Annotated in this window: 19 protein-coding genes, 3 pseudogenes, 1 riboswitch and 1 other annotated feature; of the genes and pseudogenes, 11 read left to right on the plus strand and 11 right to left on the minus strand. The window is 34.7% G+C overall.

Features of this window, described 5'->3' with window-relative positions:
• Positions 1-176: 176 nt before the first annotated feature.
• Positions 177-371, minus strand: a complete 195-nt coding sequence (locus QUF99_RS17560) for a hypothetical protein (protein WP_289371589.1) — start codon at positions 369-371, stop codon at positions 177-179.
• Between the two features lie 138 nt (positions 372-509).
• Here QUF99_RS17560 and QUF99_RS17565 point away from each other — a divergent pair.
• A pseudogene (locus QUF99_RS17565) lies at positions 510-626 on the plus strand (helix-turn-helix transcriptional regulator); the annotation flags it as partial.
• Positions 627-851: 225 nt separating this feature from the next.
• Here QUF99_RS17565 and QUF99_RS17570 read toward each other — a convergent pair.
• Positions 852-1,874: a tyrosine-protein phosphatase gene (locus QUF99_RS17570; RefSeq protein ID WP_289371590.1), complete on the minus strand. Its 1,023-nt coding sequence runs from the start codon at positions 1,872-1,874 to the stop codon at positions 852-854.
• 110 nt (positions 1,875-1,984) lie between these two features.
• On the minus strand, positions 1,985-2,818 hold the full coding sequence (locus tag QUF99_RS17575) for a hypothetical protein (RefSeq protein WP_289371591.1): 834 nt from the start codon (positions 2,816-2,818) through the stop codon (positions 1,985-1,987).
• A gap of 127 nt (positions 2,819-2,945) precedes the next feature.
• Here QUF99_RS17575 and QUF99_RS17580 point away from each other — a divergent pair, with 127 nt between their 5' ends.
• Positions 2,946-3,785, plus strand: a complete 840-nt coding sequence (locus tag QUF99_RS17580) for a DUF2785 domain-containing protein (protein WP_289371592.1) — start codon at positions 2,946-2,948, stop codon at positions 3,783-3,785.
• Positions 3,786-4,272: 487 nt separating this feature from the next.
• Here QUF99_RS17580 and QUF99_RS17585 read toward each other — a convergent pair whose 3' ends face one another.
• The gene (locus QUF99_RS17585) at positions 4,273-4,836 is read right to left on the minus strand and encodes an undecaprenyl-diphosphatase (RefSeq protein WP_289371594.1); all 564 of its coding nucleotides are present in this window, start codon (positions 4,834-4,836) and stop codon (positions 4,273-4,275) included.
• 183 nt (positions 4,837-5,019) lie between these two features.
• Here QUF99_RS17585 and QUF99_RS17590 point away from each other — a divergent pair.
• Positions 5,020-5,205: pseudogene (locus QUF99_RS17590) on the plus strand (DUF2238 domain-containing protein); the annotation flags it as partial.
• 116 nt (positions 5,206-5,321) lie between these two features.
• Here the strand turns inward: QUF99_RS17590 and QUF99_RS17595 are convergent.
• Together QUF99_RS17595 and QUF99_RS28760 are read right to left on the minus strand one after the other, a co-directional pair.
• The gene (locus QUF99_RS17595) at positions 5,322-6,134 is read right to left on the minus strand and encodes an alpha/beta fold hydrolase (RefSeq protein WP_289371596.1); all 813 of its coding nucleotides are present in this window, start codon (positions 6,132-6,134) and stop codon (positions 5,322-5,324) included.
• Between the two features lie 129 nt (positions 6,135-6,263).
• Positions 6,264-6,392: a YkoP family protein gene (locus QUF99_RS28760; protein WP_483298636.1), complete on the minus strand. Its 129-nt coding sequence runs from the start codon at positions 6,390-6,392 to the stop codon at positions 6,264-6,266.
• A 290-nt stretch (positions 6,393-6,682) separates the two neighbouring features.
• Between QUF99_RS28760 and QUF99_RS17600 the strand changes: the two genes are divergently transcribed.
• Both QUF99_RS17600 and QUF99_RS17605 read left to right on the plus strand, forming a co-directional pair.
• Positions 6,683-6,994 (plus strand): hypothetical protein, encoded by a 312-nt coding sequence (locus tag QUF99_RS17600; RefSeq protein WP_289371598.1) that lies wholly within the window; start codon positions 6,683-6,685, stop codon positions 6,992-6,994.
• A 167-nt stretch (positions 6,995-7,161) separates the two neighbouring features.
• The gene (locus QUF99_RS17605; protein ID WP_289371599.1) at positions 7,162-7,365 is read left to right on the plus strand and encodes a DUF1657 domain-containing protein; all 204 of its coding nucleotides are present in this window, start codon (positions 7,162-7,164) and stop codon (positions 7,363-7,365) included.
• 827 nt (positions 7,366-8,192) lie between these two features.
• Here the strand turns inward: QUF99_RS17605 and QUF99_RS17610 are convergent.
• Entirely contained in the window at positions 8,193-9,191 is a 999-nt protein-coding gene (locus QUF99_RS17610) for a tryptophan--tRNA ligase (RefSeq protein ID WP_289371601.1), read from the minus strand.
• 41 nt (positions 9,192-9,232) lie between these two features.
• Positions 9,233-9,442: a binding site (T-box leader), on the minus strand.
• 166 nt (positions 9,443-9,608) lie between these two features.
• On the opposite strand from QUF99_RS17610, the gene QUF99_RS17615 reads away from it, so the two are divergent.
• Both QUF99_RS17615 and QUF99_RS17620 read left to right on the plus strand, forming a co-directional pair.
• The gene (locus QUF99_RS17615; protein ID WP_289371603.1) at positions 9,609-10,070 is read left to right on the plus strand and encodes a GNAT family N-acetyltransferase; all 462 of its coding nucleotides are present in this window, start codon (positions 9,609-9,611) and stop codon (positions 10,068-10,070) included.
• A 38-nt stretch (positions 10,071-10,108) separates the two neighbouring features.
• Positions 10,109-10,252, plus strand: a riboswitch (cyclic di-AMP (ydaO/yuaA leader).
• A 102-nt stretch (positions 10,253-10,354) separates the two neighbouring features.
• Positions 10,355-10,498 carry a hypothetical protein gene (locus tag QUF99_RS17620; protein WP_286120964.1) on the plus strand — a complete coding sequence of 48 codons (144 nt, stop codon included), beginning with the start codon at positions 10,355-10,357 and terminating at the stop codon, positions 10,496-10,498.
• 259 nt (positions 10,499-10,757) lie between these two features.
• Here QUF99_RS17620 and QUF99_RS17625 read toward each other — a convergent pair whose 3' ends face one another.
• Positions 10,758-11,879, minus strand: coding sequence for a PepSY-associated TM helix domain-containing protein (locus QUF99_RS17625; protein WP_289371606.1), 1,122 nt, complete (start codon positions 11,877-11,879; stop codon positions 10,758-10,760).
• 331 nt (positions 11,880-12,210) lie between these two features.
• Positions 12,211-12,332 (minus strand): annotated as a pseudogene (locus QUF99_RS17630) (class I SAM-dependent methyltransferase); the annotation flags it as partial.
• A 145-nt stretch (positions 12,333-12,477) separates the two neighbouring features.
• Between QUF99_RS17630 and QUF99_RS17635 the strand changes: the two are divergent.
• On the plus strand, positions 12,478-13,071 hold the full coding sequence (locus QUF99_RS17635; RefSeq protein ID WP_289371607.1) for an ArsR/SmtB family transcription factor: 594 nt from the start codon (positions 12,478-12,480) through the stop codon (positions 13,069-13,071).
• A 25-nt stretch (positions 13,072-13,096) separates the two neighbouring features.
• Positions 13,097-14,347, plus strand: coding sequence for an MFS transporter (locus QUF99_RS17640; RefSeq protein ID WP_289371609.1), 1,251 nt, complete (start codon positions 13,097-13,099; stop codon positions 14,345-14,347).
• Between the two features lie 50 nt (positions 14,348-14,397).
• Here the strand turns inward: QUF99_RS17640 and QUF99_RS17645 are convergent, their stop codons facing one another.
• Positions 14,398-14,967: a CGNR zinc finger domain-containing protein gene (locus QUF99_RS17645; RefSeq protein WP_289371611.1), complete on the minus strand. Its 570-nt coding sequence runs from the start codon at positions 14,965-14,967 to the stop codon at positions 14,398-14,400.
• A gap of 90 nt (positions 14,968-15,057) precedes the next feature.
• Here QUF99_RS17645 and QUF99_RS17650 point away from each other — a divergent pair, with 90 nt between their 5' ends.
• Positions 15,058-16,245: an MDR family MFS transporter gene (locus tag QUF99_RS17650; RefSeq protein ID WP_289371613.1), complete on the plus strand. Its 1,188-nt coding sequence runs from the start codon at positions 15,058-15,060 to the stop codon at positions 16,243-16,245.
• 59 nt (positions 16,246-16,304) lie between these two features.
• The gene (locus tag QUF99_RS17655) at positions 16,305-16,928 is read left to right on the plus strand and encodes a LysE family translocator (RefSeq protein WP_289371615.1); all 624 of its coding nucleotides are present in this window, start codon (positions 16,305-16,307) and stop codon (positions 16,926-16,928) included.
• A 156-nt stretch (positions 16,929-17,084) separates the two neighbouring features.
• On the opposite strand, the gene QUF99_RS17660 is transcribed toward QUF99_RS17655, so the two are convergent.
• A complete protein-coding gene (locus tag QUF99_RS17660; RefSeq protein WP_289371616.1) occupies positions 17,085-17,630 on the minus strand; it encodes a DUF2179 domain-containing protein in 546 nt (181 codons plus the stop codon).
• Positions 17,631-17,872 lie beyond the last annotated feature (242 nt).

Raw genomic sequence — 17,872 nt, forward strand, 5'->3', positions numbered from 1 at the left:
TATAACATAATTATATTTTTAGATTTTTAATTTTTTTCTGTTTTTTTTGCATTAGGATACTTTATAGTCAATTGTTAGACAGGGCATGAAATTCTAACACTTTCCAAAAAGATTGGGCGCATTCAGAAGAGAACATTTATAACGCAGCGCTTTTCTTCACTCAAACATATATTTCTTTAACCATTAAAATATATGTACAAACCTACACCGACAAACAAAATGACCGCTAACAGAAGATAAATCATAGTAAGCCTCGTAATATTCCCTTTCGTTGATCCACTATAATTTTCATCCGCACTCTTCCCGATCACAATTGTCCCAACAACTGTAACTGCTACGAGCAATAAAATTATGAATACCCACATTAGCATGATTTTTACTCCCCTCCCTTTTCCATCATTTTACAACATTTTCACTGTTTATAATGTATAAATAGTGTTGTTTTTCTGAATTTTAAGTGAATTAAATTGAAACACCTCTGAAGTAAGGTACTTTAACAAAAAGGATAAAAGACCATTAACCATTTAGAAAAAGGAAAATATAACCCTTCGTTGCAGCTTTCTCATGACATTGCGAAAGCATTGAACGCCTCCATTGAAGAAATATTTATTTTTGACGAAGCATGAATAACGTTCTAGATCACTTGGCTGTTCATTCACCTTCCCCCTTCTGTGCATTGCGCCATCCAGTTCTTTCGTGATATAACCTTTTTCGACCATATAATTTCAAATTATTTATCTTGCATTATGATTATGATACAAATAAAAATGGATATAAAAAAATCTAGATAGAAACAGATATATGACACAAAAAGTCATCTTCTCTTCCACCTAGATTTTTTAAATTGAATCTTATTTTCCTTCTAATAATAGCGTTTTAATAGCTACTAATTGTTCTTTTGTAAAACCGATTCCTTTTTCTGCATATACTTCTACAGAACCGTATGTTCGAGTGATTTCATCTAGTGCAGCTTGTAAATACTCAGCACGTGCTTCAAACATAGCACCTAAAATTGCTCTGCTCTCTTCATCTTTGAGCTTCGCTCCTAAAAAGGCCATCATTTTTTGATTTAACTTTTCACGAAATCCGTTACTTAATAAATAATCTTGCATCACTGTTTCTTCTGGTACACCAAGAACAAGTAACAATAAAGCAGATGCAAAACCTGTTCGGTCTTTCCCAGCTGTACAATGATTAACAAGTGGTAAATTCTCTGGATCTTGCGCAAGTTGTAAAAAGCGTACAAACGCTTCATTATCTGTCACAAAGTCTTTATTCATTTTCACTAAATATTCACCAGGTTTTCCAAGCATCGATACATCACCAATTTGGAAAAACTCATTTATATTTAAGTCTTTTGCTATATCTTGCATCACTGGTAAACAAACTTGGCGAACACCATTCATTTTTGGATTTGGTTTGTGCTTCACTTCAAAATCTGTTCGGTAATCACATACGAGTTTCAACCCTGATTGTTGTAAATAATGAATATCTTGTTCCGTTAATCCCGCTAATTCCTCAGAACGATACAGTTTGCCCCACTTCACTCTGCGGCCATCTGTTGTTTCGTAGCCACCTAAATCGCGGAAGTTAAATGCACCTTGCAAAGGTAATCGGCGCTCAGCTACCGTAATAGCTTGTCCGCTATTTGTTACTAATCGAAAATAAGGTCGCGCTTCACTGCTAGGATCCTCTATCGTACAAGACGATGCACCTGTTACTTTTATTAGAAATTGCCCCTTTTCCACAATATGTTCTGAAGAAGTGCCCCAATAGATATTTACTTCTTCTACTACGTCGTCCCATTGTATATGTAACATATTTTCATGATCCCGTTCTACTCTTGCCTGTAGCCAACCTCTTTGTTGCTCCATGACCTCACCAACACTTCCTCTATATAATCCTTACCAAACTCTATTGTATTATAATGATACCGCTCATGTCGTTACTATATTTATAACATTCCTTAGTCTATTTTCTAAGATTAAGAAAAGATTTCCTTTACTTTCGCAACCGTTGAACAAGGTGTGCCACGAAATATATAAGCGATTTGTTCTTCTCCTAAATCTTGATACACAACTGTTCCCCGCTGAGGATGTGTGTAAAATTCTAATCCATTCATCATTTGTACAGAACCATAATTTCTAACCCACGACGTGGTACGATAATAACTATGCTTAGAATGGCGACATACCCAAAGTGTATATAGCTGTTCTTTCAAATCCCAGTACACATACTGTATTTCATCACGCCCTAAACCGATCGATTCAAGTCGCCAAGACGAAGGAATTGTAATTGGTAAGGAAGAAAACTCTATTTCATTTGGTGAATACCAGTTACTGCACCGGCTTATTTCACCACCAATTGGTACTCTTGCTTGAAAGCTCAATGTGTGAAACGGCTTATTGACTTGTTGCTTTGCTTTCTCTAGTTCTAACGGCTGTAAGCCTTCCAGAAACTGTTCCATTTCTTGTTGTTGCACAAACCCTTCATCAATTGAAACTTCGACTTGCGTTTTCCACTTGGAAATGACATAGCTATCTTTCCCTTTATAATTAATACCTCTCCAATAAAAGAGTCCATTGTACTGAAAACATTCACCTTGTGCTTGATGAATACAGCTATCAGGAAATGTTGGCTCCATAATGTCTAGAAAAAACTCTTTTACCCGAAACGTTCCTGTCGGTGTGATAACTTGAAACCAAAGCGTTTCCCATTTTTCTCCTTCTTGACGATCTGAAATATTTTCAATATGCCACCCATCAAATAAGAAGACTGGATATAGCGAAATCATATGTTCAAACTTTTGTTTTAACATATATAGCCCCCTCCTTCTTGAATACTTCGTGGGTGTGTAGCATTTATCCTTGCACGAGAGGGATTGTCTTCGAATATATAGAATACTAGCAAATAAATTGTTATTAATGTACAGAGGAGGAGCATCTTTGGATATCATTACATTGCAACAACAATTGGAGCTCATTCAGCAAAACGACTATACACAAATGCATAACATTGATCTTAATGAGTTAAGTATACATATGCTTCAACATATCGGTACTACCAATGGTTATGTACGTGAAGAATTAATATATAATTGCTTGTCACATTTTATTCTTAATGAACTCCTTCCACAGGCTCAATTAGAAAAGTTATTAACAACATGCCTCGATGAAAACTATTTATTTTGTGAAATTAGCTCCCCAAATACGGATGGAGTTTTTACTCGTTCTTTTACAACATTATTAATCGCGTTAATTTTACAGTTCGATACCTCTCATTCTTTTTTATCTGTAGAAAAACTCCAAGAAATTAAAGAAAAACTTATTGACTATACAAACCGTGAAAGTGATTACCGAGGCTATGTAAAAGATAAAGGTTGGGCCCATAGTATCGCTCATGTATCCGACGCTTTTAATGAAATGATTCACAATCCAAAAATTCCACTTGAATGGTATGAAGAGATTGTTCATTGTATTTTAAATAAAATATTTATTTATTCGACTGTATATCACACCAATGAAGATGAACGTATTGTAACACCTCTAATTACTATGCTTTGTCGTGGGCTCCCGAAAGGACGGCTTTGTTATATTATTTGTACAAAAATGAAACGATTACCAAACTTTAAAAAGAGACTCGCTCTTTATGAGTATTGTAAACTATGTGCAAATGTCAAAACATTTTTACGAACTCTATTTTTTAGAACCAAAAGTGACCCCACCCTTTCATCTGTAGCAACCCAAACAGCTAAAATGTTGAACGAATTACCAAAATACTACTAATATGAAAGAATTACTTGATAAAAAACCGATTCGTACTCGAAGCGATTGAGGCTCATCGTTAGGATTATCCGATTAAGATGACATTTATCCTGTTATTCACTTATTTTAAAATGCTCTTTAATGATTCAAAATTACAGGTTTCTGCCCTATAATTTAATAAATATAAAGGTTGTTTTTTTAAATATGAAAAATACATTTTTAAGATAAACAGAAACACCTCCATATATTCGCATTTAATTAAATACGAATATATGGAGGTGTTTTTTCTTGTCTTATTCTATTGAGTCACTCTCTATATTTCTCTACTCCACTTAGATTCTTTTCTTGAATTTCTTCAAAAGGTTCTTCAGTTGGATCTGGTTCATCTTCATTCAATTATTAAGGCATTGCCTAGATATCTGTGAGTTTACCGCAAAATGTATTTGGTAAAAGAGTTACTTTAGTAAAAATGTGCAAGATTATGTGCTGTGATTCATCAAAGATATCGTTAGGAATGTTTCAAATCCACAAAAATTAGTTTTCTATATATATTTATAATCCAGGCAACAAAAGAATTAAATAAATATGTAGTATTGTCAATAGCTATACTAGTTAAGATTCCTATGAAGGCACTTCCTATTATATCAAATGGATAATGATGCCCTAGCCAAATACGTGAGAAACCTGTCAAAATTGCAAAAAACCACATAATTGAGCCAAATAAACGTTCGCGAAGTAAGACGGAAGTCGCTAAAGCAAACGCCGCTGTTGTATGTTTACTGGGAAATGAAGAATTATTCTTTGATGGGATAAGTAAACGTACACGATGTATAACAAACGGACGAGGCTTAAAGTAAAAAAGCTGGATAAAACGGTTTATACATAAAGCGAATCCTACTGATACCCCTGCAAATAAAATAATTTTTTTGTAGGAATTGTTTCTAAACCACATTAAGACTAATAAAAAAATGTATAGGAATCGAGTCTTTTGTGAAATACATATCATAAATGTATCCAAGGTTGAATTACGACCAGCTAGACGATTGATAGCCCTAAACATCTTGTAATTCATGCAGATACTCTCCTTTATTTTTGAGATATTATATAGATATCATTCCCTCGCGAAAGAGAAATATGTAATGTGCATGCCCTTTCTTATTATTCTACTGTGTATGAATAGATAAATAATAAGGTTCCCTTTTTTCAAAACGGCGCGACTTTTTTATAAACGGTTCAACTTTGTTTCAAACCAACAGCTATTGCTGCATTATACGAAATCATTGAATGGTTAGCTTTTAAAATAACAAAAGGAGAAACGATAGCTAAAGACTTTTTAAGTACGTAAGACGATATTTTGGATGCACAATGGGATATGTCGCTTGCCCGAGTTGATTCGATTCTTGCGTTACTCACCCTTTCAACACTACATAACCGGCTGATAAATTGTCATGTATTGATGCAAACAGAAATAGGTGGGGCTTCACTGCTCCTATTTAGGCTAAATGTCAACAGGGGCGAATTTCCACTGTTGGCATTTTCAATTTATTATCGAGACATCTACTCTTTTACTAGTAAAGAAGAAGTTTCTTCCCCATTCATTTCGGTATGAGTAAAAGCAAACTGCTTAATCATTTCATTTAAAGCCTTTGCTGCTTTTGTAGGAATTTGATGCTTTTCGTTATCAATGAATTTTAATTCATTACATGGCAATTCTCCATGCAGTAGTTTCGCATGATCATAAAATGATTTATCTTTCTTACCATAAACCAATAAAACCGGAAGCTCAATGTTTCTAAGCTGATTGGTACAATTATAGTGCAAACTATAACGATAATACTGCTCGATATTTTGGGCATTTCCTTTTCTAGCTTCTTTAAACATCTTTCTGAACAATTTATTTGTATTTGAATTGCTCCATGAAATAGACAATGCTAAAAATGAAACTGCCCCTGTTTTCGCAAGTTTCACGCCTAGTGAAATCCTATTCTTTAGATATCCATCCTTCACTTCTGACATTCCTCCGATTAGAATACCCCCTAAGGCACTTTCGGCAAAAGTCAACAAAAATTCTAATGCGACAGAGCTTCCGGTCGAATACCCGCATATGCATGCTTTTTTGACTTCCAAATGATTCAATAAACGTCTAATATCTTCAACAATCAGTGGATAGGTTATCGGTTGTCTTGAATCCTGACTCCTTCCATGTCCTCTAATATCAAAAGCAATGACTTTAAATTCTTTGGATAATTCCTCTATTTGGTACTCAAAATTTACACAAGTGAGTACAGGAGGATGAATAAAAACAATAGGAACTCCTTTTCCCTTAACGGTATAATACAGACTACTACCGTCCACATCCAACATTGACATGTATTTAATCACCTCAATAATCTGAAATCATTTCTAACTCTTCTCTTTTTAGCATGATTGTTAAAGCACTTCATTTAATAACTGAACATTATGTAAATTAATCTTAGCCAAAGTATCATTCTTATTTGTTTAAATTCCATCAGAAAACGTAACAATTTCCCCTTTGTAACGAGTAAGTCTTACACGTAAAATATTGTCCTTGTGCGTTTCATTAATCATATTAGTTAAGCCTATGAATTTGTAATATATTGGGTCAATAAAGTGAAACTTTAATCAGTGGGGGTTTTACGTTGATGCAGGATAAAATTCCAAATCGTTAGTACATAGCTTTCATCTTGCTTTCATTTTCCCTTTTGAGTTTTGATTAATATTATTTTGCATATTTTTAATCAAAAATATTTAGGAAATCTTAGGCTTTTTTCGGAAAGAAAAATGAAGAGGTATTAGCATAAGTTGGCATCATAAATTTCTATAAAATGATGCAATATAAAGCATGTGAAATTGAACTTAGTACTTCTTTTTCCTAATTTTTTTACAGGGGGCAAAAAATGAACACTCTTAACTTCATCATGTCATTATTCAGTTCTGGAAGAAGAACTCAGCAAATGTTTAAACTGTTTAGAAATAGACGAAATAATAATAGAGGATGGATTTGGGTTTCTTTACTAGGATTAGGAACAGTTTTTGGTGTAGTAGCAACGCGTAATTCAAATATGATGAGACCTATCCAACGTTTGTTCCAAGGTGTTCAAAATACGACAAGAACATTTATTCCATCTAAAATAAACCTGGCAAATATGGAATTTTCCAGAGAAATAGCTCCTATTAACCAAAAGAAACAAAGTAATCAAAACCAATAACTGTCACCTATAATAAAAAAGCTCGTCTCCTAGTGACGAGCTTTTTTATTATCCTTGTTACTCTATAGTCGTAGCAAACCATTCACCCCTAAAGTTGGACTGTATACTTTGATACAAAGATAGATATCCTAAATTTTGAAGTTATATTTTTAAGGAGGAAACCATTTATGACAGTAATCACTAAACTCAAACAAACTATTTCTGGTTTGAAAAGTGCGCAAGCATGTTTAGAAGGATTTGTTCTTGATACTGACAATCAGCAAGCAAAGGAACTGTATCAAAATGCAGCTCAGCAAACACAGACAATTATTGACTCTTTAGATCCACGCATTCAGGAAATTCAACAAGATGAACCTCAATATAATCAATAAAATGCGGTGATTGCCAAACCTTTGGCACAAGCAGAATAATAGTTGGACTTATAAATCTGGAAAGTATGTATACTCTTAGGCTAACTGAAAAAGGATGATTCAATGTCATCCTTTTTCTTTAGGTGATTTTACATAATTTAAGAGGAATGGATGATATTATTTCTGATATAATTCATATTCTTTCTTCCTTTCCTTTGAAATTTCTAGTCTTTAAAATAGGAATATCTGTATATACTACCGTTACGCCTTTACTCTAGAATCACTTCCTTAGCCCAGGCTTTCGAGAACCTTCCAACAGGCTCGACAATTAGAGGACAGTTAATTCGTAAAGCTGTTTCCCCGTTTTTTCTTGTTTATAAATCTTTTATACAATTAATTTGCATAATTTTTTTTATATCGCAAACACTACCCATAAGCCGTTCGAACTAGCGGCTTCACTCTTTCAATGGCTAGGAAAACAAATTGCCTTCCTAGTCAAACTCACGAGACCCACAGGCAGACAGCTCATATAGTTGTCTGCCAAATTCTAAGAAATATTTTGTATATTTTGTAAATTTCTATACATACTATCCTTAAGCCGCTTGGGCTGCGGTTGTATTCTATACAAATTGGCAATCTCCGTGCTAAACACTTTACTGGCAGGCAACTTTTTTAAGTTGTCTGTTATTTTTGGTATAATTCTTTTCATTTTATCCATCTATCCACGAACCTTTTTCCAATACAAATCATTTGGGAACTACTTGGCTCCTCCTGAAGTTTTACTTTTGATAGGACAAGCGAAATAAAGTAACGAAACACGTAAATAAACAAAAAAAATAAGGGAACGATTAACGTTCCCTGTCATATCCAATCCGTTTTTTAATTCCGGCTAAATTACGCTTTGCAATTTCTCTAGCATGCTCCGCTCCACTTTCTAACGCTTCATACAATAGATGTGGTTCATTCATATACCTTTCATACTTTTCTCTTGGCTCTTCTAATTCACGGTTTACAACGCGAAACAATTCTTTTTTCACATCTCCCCAGCCAATTCCATTTGTATACTGTTCTCTCATTGTTTGCACTTCTTTTTCCGTAGCAAATTCTTTATATAACATAAATAATGTTTCCGGTTCCTTCGGCTCATTTGGTAATGAAGAATCCGTTTTTATTTTAAGAATCAACTTTTTTAATTTTTCAGGTTGTGCAAAGAGAGGAATCACATTTCCATAGCTCTTGCTCATTTTCCTACCATCAAGACCAGGCAAAATAGCTCCTTCTTCCTGAACAATATACTCTGGAATCCTAAAGGTTTCCCCAAATGTATTATTGAAATACATCGCAATATCTCTTGTAATTTCAATATGCTGGATTTGATCTTTCCCAACAGGTACATGACTAGACTGGAATGATAAAATATCTGCCGCCATTAAAATTGGATACGTGTATAATCCCATATTTACACCTGCATCAATATCAACACCTGCTTCTTTATTGTGCTCTACCTTTGCCTTATATGCATGTGCTCGGTTCATAATCCCTTTCGGAGTTAGACAAGCTAAAATCCACGCCAACTCTAAAATTTCCGGCACTTCGGTTTGCCGATAAAAGATAACATCTTCACCTAACCCTAATGACAACCATGTTGCTGCCACTTCTTTCGTATACTCACGAAACAGCTTTGGATCTTGCACGGCATTTAACGCATGATAATCCGCAATAAAATAAAGCGCCTTTCCCTCCCTATTTTTAGACATTTCCAATGCTGGCCTAATCGCCCCAATGTAATTTCCTAAATGCGGGTAACCAGTCGGCTTAATCCCTGTCAACATTACTTTTTCTCCCATAATAGCTCCTCCTTTACAAAACAAAAGAGCCTCTCATCCTAGAAAAGGACGAGAGACTCCCGCGGTACCAGCTTTATTAGCTAATGTAATAGCTCACTTATAACTTCATTAACGTGAAGTAAACGTCTTAGCCTACTCATTTCAGCTAGAAGCTCCAGAGTCCATTCCATATTCGTCTCTTACTGATTCACACCAACCATCAGCTCTCTATAAAGTTCCAAATATGTACTCTTCTCTATCATCGCTTTTTGTTTATTTTTTACATTGTATCACATTTCCATTTCTGATAAACGTAAATATTCTGTTTTATTTAAAAGGTATTTTACTTTTTTTGTCCAATTATATATAGGCCTGCAGAATAGGATTATACAACTACGGAAGAATTATTATGACACATTTAGTAAGGGAGGGAATCCAATGATTCGTCAGCTGTCACACGCTTCAAGCAAAGAAGCAAAAGCTATTTTAGACATTCAAATTCCTGCTTATCAAGTTGAAGCAAAACAAATTAACAATTCGAGTATTCCCCGGTTATATGACACCGTACAAGATATTCAAAATTGTAATGAGACTTTTTATGGTTATTTTTCCGAAAATGAGCTTACTGGATTTATTTCTTTTATACAGGAAGAATTAATTATCGATATTCACCGTCTTGTTGTATCACCACGTTACTTTCAAAAAGGGATCGCAACAAAATTATTAATTCATTTGTTCCATATTCACCCGCATGTAAAAAAATATATCGTGCAAACGGGTAAAGCGAATACCCCTGCACTTCTTCTATATAAAAAGCATGGATTTACTGAAACACAAGAAATCCCCCTACCTGATGGACTCATTCTCACAAGTTTACAAAAGACAGAAAAGAATAAATAGTTTGATTATAAAGTATACATATGGTATCCTGTATTTTATACAACCTTTTGCTGAATCCAAAATTTGGAACGGGGGAACCATTTCTGTGGCGTATGCTACTTGGGGCGAATCTTTTTGAAGTAGGGATACTCTCACATCCCGAGTCCGACAGCTAACCTCGTAAGCGTATTGGGAGAGGAAGGTGCTTTTTACCTATGATACACTGTATCCCTCCTTAACTATAAAGTATATGGTATCCATTTCATTTTAAAAAACCTATATTTATAGAAAAGGAGACTTGTCCAATGTTACGTTTATCAGATCATGAAATGAAAATGATGGAGCAGCGTGTTAGATTGGAACAACAGCGTACGTATCAAGCGAATAAAATTGTAGACAGTTTACATCACAAATATTTTTTTCAGCATATTTTCCAGCCAAAAAGATAAAGTGAAATTCTTATTTTAGCTGGATAAAAACAAGTGTAGTATGACTGTATATAAAAAAGCACTGCTCTTTTATATACAGTTCTACATTATATGTTTTTATGGTATATCACTATACCTCGTGGTATACTTTTTTATTTTTAAGACCTTTCATGCACCCATATGACACTTATCAGTATGTACTGACAAGTTTAGTATCATTTTAATGCTTCTCTTTCTCTCTTCATCAAATCATGTTTTTACTTGTGTGAGAATTATATAATTATGCCGCAGTTACTGCAGTAGTTTTTCGCTTTCGCTTATTCTTTTTCTTATACCACCACATATACACACCAGTAAACATTAAAATAGATGGGGTAAGTCCACCAATCACATACAAGATTTTTGTAAATACTCCTCCAAATGTTCCTGTATGCAACGGAAGATGCCATATTTGATATGTAAGTCCGCTATCTATCTTTGGATCTAACTTAGCCAATACTTTTCCACTGTACTGGTCCATCCATACCTTTACATTCCCATTCCCCGGATCATAAGAACGGCTCATTCGAATTTCCACAGCACCCTCTGCCTTACCTTTTTTCACTTTCTCTGGCATCCTTACTTGCATAATGGTTCCTTGTGGTACTGCTTTTTCAGCTGCACTTAACAATTGATCAAGGGGAAGCTTCCCTCCTGAAAGTGATTTTGAAATAAGTGTCTCTTTTGATGGTGCCACACTAGCTTTCGCTCCAAACCACCCAAAAATTGTTTTATCATACACGAACAGACCACCTGTTAACGAAACGATTAGCAAAAACGGAACTGAAACCCCTCCAATGACTCTATGTAGATCATATTGTTTTACATACGGATTCTTACTTCGACGTATAACAAAACCGTGCATCCATTTTTTAATCCCAGGCCACCATAAATATAATCCTGATAAAATAATGAAAAAGAAAATAAATCCTATAATACCAACAATCTCTTTCCCTTTAAAATCATTAAGAAGCAAATGATAATGAAGTTCTCCTACCTGGTTAAAAAATGCTTTTTCTCCTAATTCCCCATTAATTTTACCGTTTCCTGGATCGATATAAACTTCTTGTTTCGCCTTTCCTTCTTTCAGACGAAATAGGTAAACACCTTGAGCACTTGGTTCATCCGGCGTATACACACGCTGAACCTCCCCCTTTGGATGTGCTGCCAATACAGTTTGAAGAGCCTTCTGATAAGTAACTTTTTCACCTTCTGTTACTTTGTATAAATTAGGATGTAACACACGATTTAATTCGTGTTCAAAGACAAGCAAACTCCCTGTCAATCCAATTAACACAATAAACATCCCAGCTATCATGCTAAGGTATAAATGAATCTTTCCAATAACCTTACGAACTTTCATACATATCCCCCTCAATTTAATGAAAAATCAAATTAATATTAAAGAGAATAATTATCATTGTCAATAACGAAAAGTTAGTGTCTATTTTCATTTTTTACTTTTTTATTCTGTTAATCAAAACACATACTGCATCCTTTCAGCTAAAATCTAGTAAATACACTACATACCATTTCTACTATATTTTCAAAAAGATGTGCCTCTTATATAGGCACTCCGTTCATAAAGGTCGCGGTGGCGACTGGCACTCGAACATTGTATTTGCTCTGGTATACTACGATGGAGTCTCATTTTATGGGCGTTGAAACTGGAAAGAAGCTCGAAATTTTAACGAGTGGATTTCATCTTCAGAAGCAGTATACGGCCCATATTTGGGCAAAGAATCTACCTAAAAAAATAAGGTGCTACTACATCCCAGCACTTTTTATTTAGCTCTAACATTTTCGTTTGTTCCATTTCACCATACCCCTCTCTGCTCCAATCACCTTATATTCAGTTCGTTTATTTATTTTAAAATTTCAGAATAAACTTTCTTTTATTGTATAAATGTAATAAAATCGAGTTAAATAAATTTAACTGGTTAAAAAAAGGATGGTGCTAAATGAAACAGAAAGCGATTTCCATTATTAAAACATACGAACAATTAAAAGTAATTAGTGATCCATTACGTACAAAGATGCTTATATACCTAGTTGAAAAGCCATATACAGGTCACCAGCTTGCCCAACTTTTAAACCTTTCCCGCGCCAAAATACACTATCATCTCCGTGAGTTAGAAAAAAACAACATCATTCAATTAGTAAAAAAAGAGGAACAAGGCGGCAATATTTTAAAGTACTACCAAGCCGTTTCACGTGGATTTATTCCTGCAGATCATTTACTTCACTACGTTGAATCACAAGAGGCAACAAGACAATCCTACTTAGAAGTGTTACATCGTGCACAAACAAGAGTATTAACTGCTCCAGATTCATCATTCGATTTAACATCTTCCTGTGTTGAGGATTGGCCTAGTATTTCGATGCAAACAGAATTTTCATTAACAGAAGAACAATTTATAAAGTTTTTAAACCAATATAGAAAACTGGTTAAAGAAACTCTTAAAAGCTCCACAGAAACTGATGCAAACAAAAATTTTTATGTTACAATCACAGGCTTTGCAATTGATCAACTACTCTTTAACAAAGATTCATAATTCATTATTTGTAGGGGGATATTCATTGAGTGAACCTTTAATATCACAGCAAGTTCAATCGAAGTATGCGAGCATTTCATTATTAAAAAACCGTGCTTTTCTATTCCTTTGGCTATCAAGTACAACTTCTTTTCTTGCTCTTTCAACCTACCTATTTGCCGAACAATGGTATGTTATTCGTTCTTTAGGTCAAGAATCGGCGCTTGGAATTGTAATGATGGTAACTATGATCCCACGCGTCCTCCTAATGGCTGTTGGAGGTGTGTGGGCAGATCGTTTTAAGCGCTCAAAAATCATGCTAGCTTCCAGCTTCGCACGCTGTTTACTAATTTTTCTTATGATTACTTTATTACATTTACATCTATTACATTTATGGTCATTACTGGGCTTTGCACTACTGTTTGGCATTCTAGATGCTTTTTTCTCGCCAGCGAATCAATCCCTTCTTCCCCTTTTAGTCCCAAAAGAGCTGTTAACTCGCTCTAATTCTTTTATTCAAACTTCCAATCAAATTGCAATGTTTGCTGGACCTATGATAGGTGGCTGGATTATTACCGTTAGCACTTTCTCAGTTTTATTTTTCGCCGTTGCTTTTTTCTTAGTAATTACATGTACTTTCACATTATGTATTAAAGAAAATAATCCATCACCTCATTCTGATCAACCATCTGCCAAACAAGAACTATTAGCAGGTTTTCAATATGTGTGGAATATGCCTTTTTTGAAATCCATACTTTTTATTTTAATGATAATTAACGTCTTTTTCTTCGGTCCTTTACTTATGGGAATTCCATTATTAGCGAATGAATTATTACATGGAAAAGCAGTAGAAGTGAGCTTTATGCAAAGCTCTTATCAAGGAGGAATGTTAGGCGGCGCTTTATTAATTGGATTTTTAAATATTAGAAGAAAAAGAGGACTTTCTATTTTAGTACTTATCTCTGTTCTTGGTATTTTACTTTCTTTACTTGGTCAAATATATGTTTTATGGCAGGGAATCGTTTTACTTGTGATGATGGGTTTTATGTCTTCTATGATTAATGTGCCACTGATTTCTATTATTCAAGAAAACAGTGAAACAGATAAGCTAGGGAGAGTTATGAGTTTCGTAAGTGCCTCTTCTAACGGTTTAGTTCCGTTATCCTATGCCATTGTATCCATCTGCTTAACATTCGGTACATCTATATCTAGCATCATGTTATATTGTGGTGGTTTCATAACTCTCTCTTCTCTCCTTTTTATGATGAAATGTAAAGTTGTACATCAAACCGATTAAATAAAAGGTGCAGTATCTTTAATTAGATAATGCACCTTTTATTTTAAAGCTCACATGATGTAGTTCGAATTTCCTTTTCTCTTCGCACGATAGTTTTTCACTTTTGCAATTGTACCGCACGCTCTTCCTTCTTTTCCCCCAGCATACATGCCGCACCAACGTTTACTTCCATTACGCGAATGATCATAAAAGACCCAGCGACAATCTGGACATGCTTTCAACCTTCCCCAGTTCTTATTGGAGATTGCTGTCATAATTATTTGCAAAATCATCGTATATAAATTGCGTTTCCCAATCGGTTCATATGTAATTGCATCCATACGCTCTGTTACGCCTACTTGTAACGGATACTTTTCAAACCAACCATGTAATGACTTTTGCTGTTCAATTGCGTCACGGATCGCATCTCGAAACTGTTTTACTTCCTCTAATGTCCCAAACAATACCTCTTCGTTCCAATATTTTTTTATAAATAGCTTCACATCTTCCACCGTTTCCAGAGTATCTAATGGATTCCGTGTATCATTCGGAATTCTCCATGTATTTAAAAAGCTTCTTATAACCTCTAATTGATCTGGAGCTGTCTGATTTTGTTCCAAATGAACGCACCAACTTTCCATAATTTACTTTTTTCTTACATTGTGTATAATTATAATATAAAAATGTTAACCAGTAATATTTTTTAGTGGTTACACAAAAGGAGGAGTCAAATGAACACTTTTTCATCGCCCATCCGCTTTATACTTGTTTCTTCATTTTTCATGACATTGGGGCATTTTGCAGTGTATGCCTTTCTAGCAATCCATTTATCTACTTTTTTACACTTTTCTCCTGTACAAGTAGGAACGACTTTAACCATTATGACGATTACATCACGTGTCATTCCTTTATTCTCCGGTATACTAGCTGATCGAATGGGATACATTGTCATGATGACGATCGGTATGATATTACGAGGAATTGGTTTTATTTGTTTAGGTGTATTTTCAGAGTTTCATACGATTTCTATTGCAGCTGCACTTATCGGTTTTGGAACCGCATTTTATGAACCTGCTGCACGTGCTATATTTGGATCACAGCCAGCTCATGCTCGAAAAGATATGTTTACATACCTAAATCTTGCTTTTAACGGCGGAGCTATCATTGGACCAATTGCAGGTGTTTTTTTACTCAAGTGGAATCCATTATATCCGTTCTTGTTAACTGGATTACTGATGTTACTATTTTCATTTCTTATTTTTCTTCTTAGATCTCACTTCCATGTTGCTAAGGCAGAAACGGAGCTCTTATCAGGATTAAAAACCGCAGTGCAAAATAAGCATTTTCTCTCTTTCTCGCTCATTATGATTTTCTTTTATATTATGTTTACACAGCTTACCGTTGCATTACCACTCCATATGAACAACATAAGTCACAACCAGAATTTAAGCGGACTCGTCATTACAGTTAACGCACTCACAGGTTTGATTTTTATGATATCGTTTAAGAAAATCTTTCACAAATACAATACGATTTCCATTGTAAAATGCGGCGTTCTATTAATGGGAATTTCATTTTTATTGATTCCATTCTTTTCTCATCCGTATTGGTTATTCGGTTGTGTTATTTTATTTACGATTGGCGAAACACTTGTATTACCAAATGCCGACATTGCAGTAGCAAACTATAGTAACGGTACATATACTGCAACCTATTTTGGTTTTTATCAATTGTCACTAGCGGCTGGATTTATTATTGGTAACTATACAGGAACATGGTTTACAGCAAAACTTCAAGACATGTATACACCTTGGATCATTTTTGGCGTTATTGGGATCATTGGTTCATCTTTCCTCCACCTTTTAAAGAAATCTACACAAAAATATACAGAGGAATTATGTGTAAAAACAAATTCATAGCATTACAAATCATATAATCTATGATAAAATAAGGAAAATTTTACTAAAGGGGTGGATATATGGATCTTTCAAATCTAATTGCTTTTGTCTTTGCAGCCATGCTATTAACATTAATGCCAGGGCCTGATATTTTATTTGTCCTCGCACAGAGTATGACGCAAGGAAAAAAAGCAGGGATTATGACGGCGCTTGGGCTTTGCACGGGTATTACCGTACATACGTTAGCAGCTGCACTTGGAATTTCCGCTATCTTATATCATTCTACAATCGCTTTCCAAATTTTAAAGTATGCCGGAGCTATTTATTTGTTGTATCTTGCTTGGCAAGCATTCAAAGAACGCAATGAAGGAATTGGAGAACAAGCCGCCATTACATTAAATTACGGTGCATTATACCGTAAAGGGATTTTTATGAACATATTAAATCCAAAGGTATCTCTCTTTTTCTTAGCCTTTTTACCACAATTTGTAACACCAAGTGCCGGTCAAGTACCCATGCAAATGATTATTCTTGGCATTTTATTTATGCTACAAGCCATCGTTGTTTTCTCTATTATCTCCTTCTTATCTGGTATAATCGCAAACAAATTACTAAGAAATCCAAAGGTCGCGAAGGGCGTCAATCTATCTAAAATAGGAATTTTTGCTATTTTAGGAATCCGTTTAGCACTAACAGAAAAATAAAAGGAGAAGCTTCTTCTCAGCTTCTCCTTTTTCTTACCCCACACTAACGGACAGTACGATCCCTATTTCAAAATTATGAGAATTCAACGTAATCAGGCGAGGGATTAACTGCCCATCAGTGGGAATAAGACCCTCCACACTGATGGAAGTTTCACTTTATGATGCATGGTCATTCTTTTTCATTAATGCTCGTTTTTTCATTGCTTTTGTTAAGTAGCCACCTTTAAAGGAACGAATCTCGTACGAAGACATAAATGCTTTCGGTGCAATTCGATTAATAACCTCTAGAAGCTCCTTTTCACGCGAACGCTTCGCAAGAATATCTAAACGGTAACGAATGGAGTTAATCCCTTCACCTTCAAACACAGTTACACCAAATCCTGCATGTCTTAGTTCATCAACAAGTTCATTACAACGATCTAGTAAACTAACTTGATACGTAATATATCCAATTGCCAATTTATTTTCAATATAACCACCTAATAGAAGTCCAGCACTAAAGCCAATAACATAGGCTACAATATTCATCCAATTCGATAAGTCTTGAAATACAATCCCTAAACTAACAATATAGATCGCACCTTCTAACAACCCTACACCGGCAGCGGATCTTGTTTGATTCTTTACAAGCAAAATCGTACGAATCGTTAAGATTGGAACATAAATAATTTGAAGTACAAAAATAAGTAGTGCTTGTAACATTTGCATCCACCTCTTTCAAAAAGTCTTTTGTCATAATAACATATTTACGTATAAGAAAGCGATGGATTTTCTCAAAATTTTTTGAGATTTTTCAGGGAAAATTAGGAAAACGGATGAAACAACGAAAAAAAAGAATTCCTTGCTACAAAGATAAAACTACACAAGAAAAAGGAACCGTTTTCCGGTTCCTTTTGTTATTTTTATAAAAGTATATTTTACTATTTCAATAGAGGTAGATTAGC

This window comes from Bacillus sp. DX4.1, assembly GCF_030348195.1.
In the GTDB taxonomy this organism is placed as follows: domain Bacteria; phylum Bacillota; class Bacilli; order Bacillales; family Bacillaceae_G; genus Bacillus_A.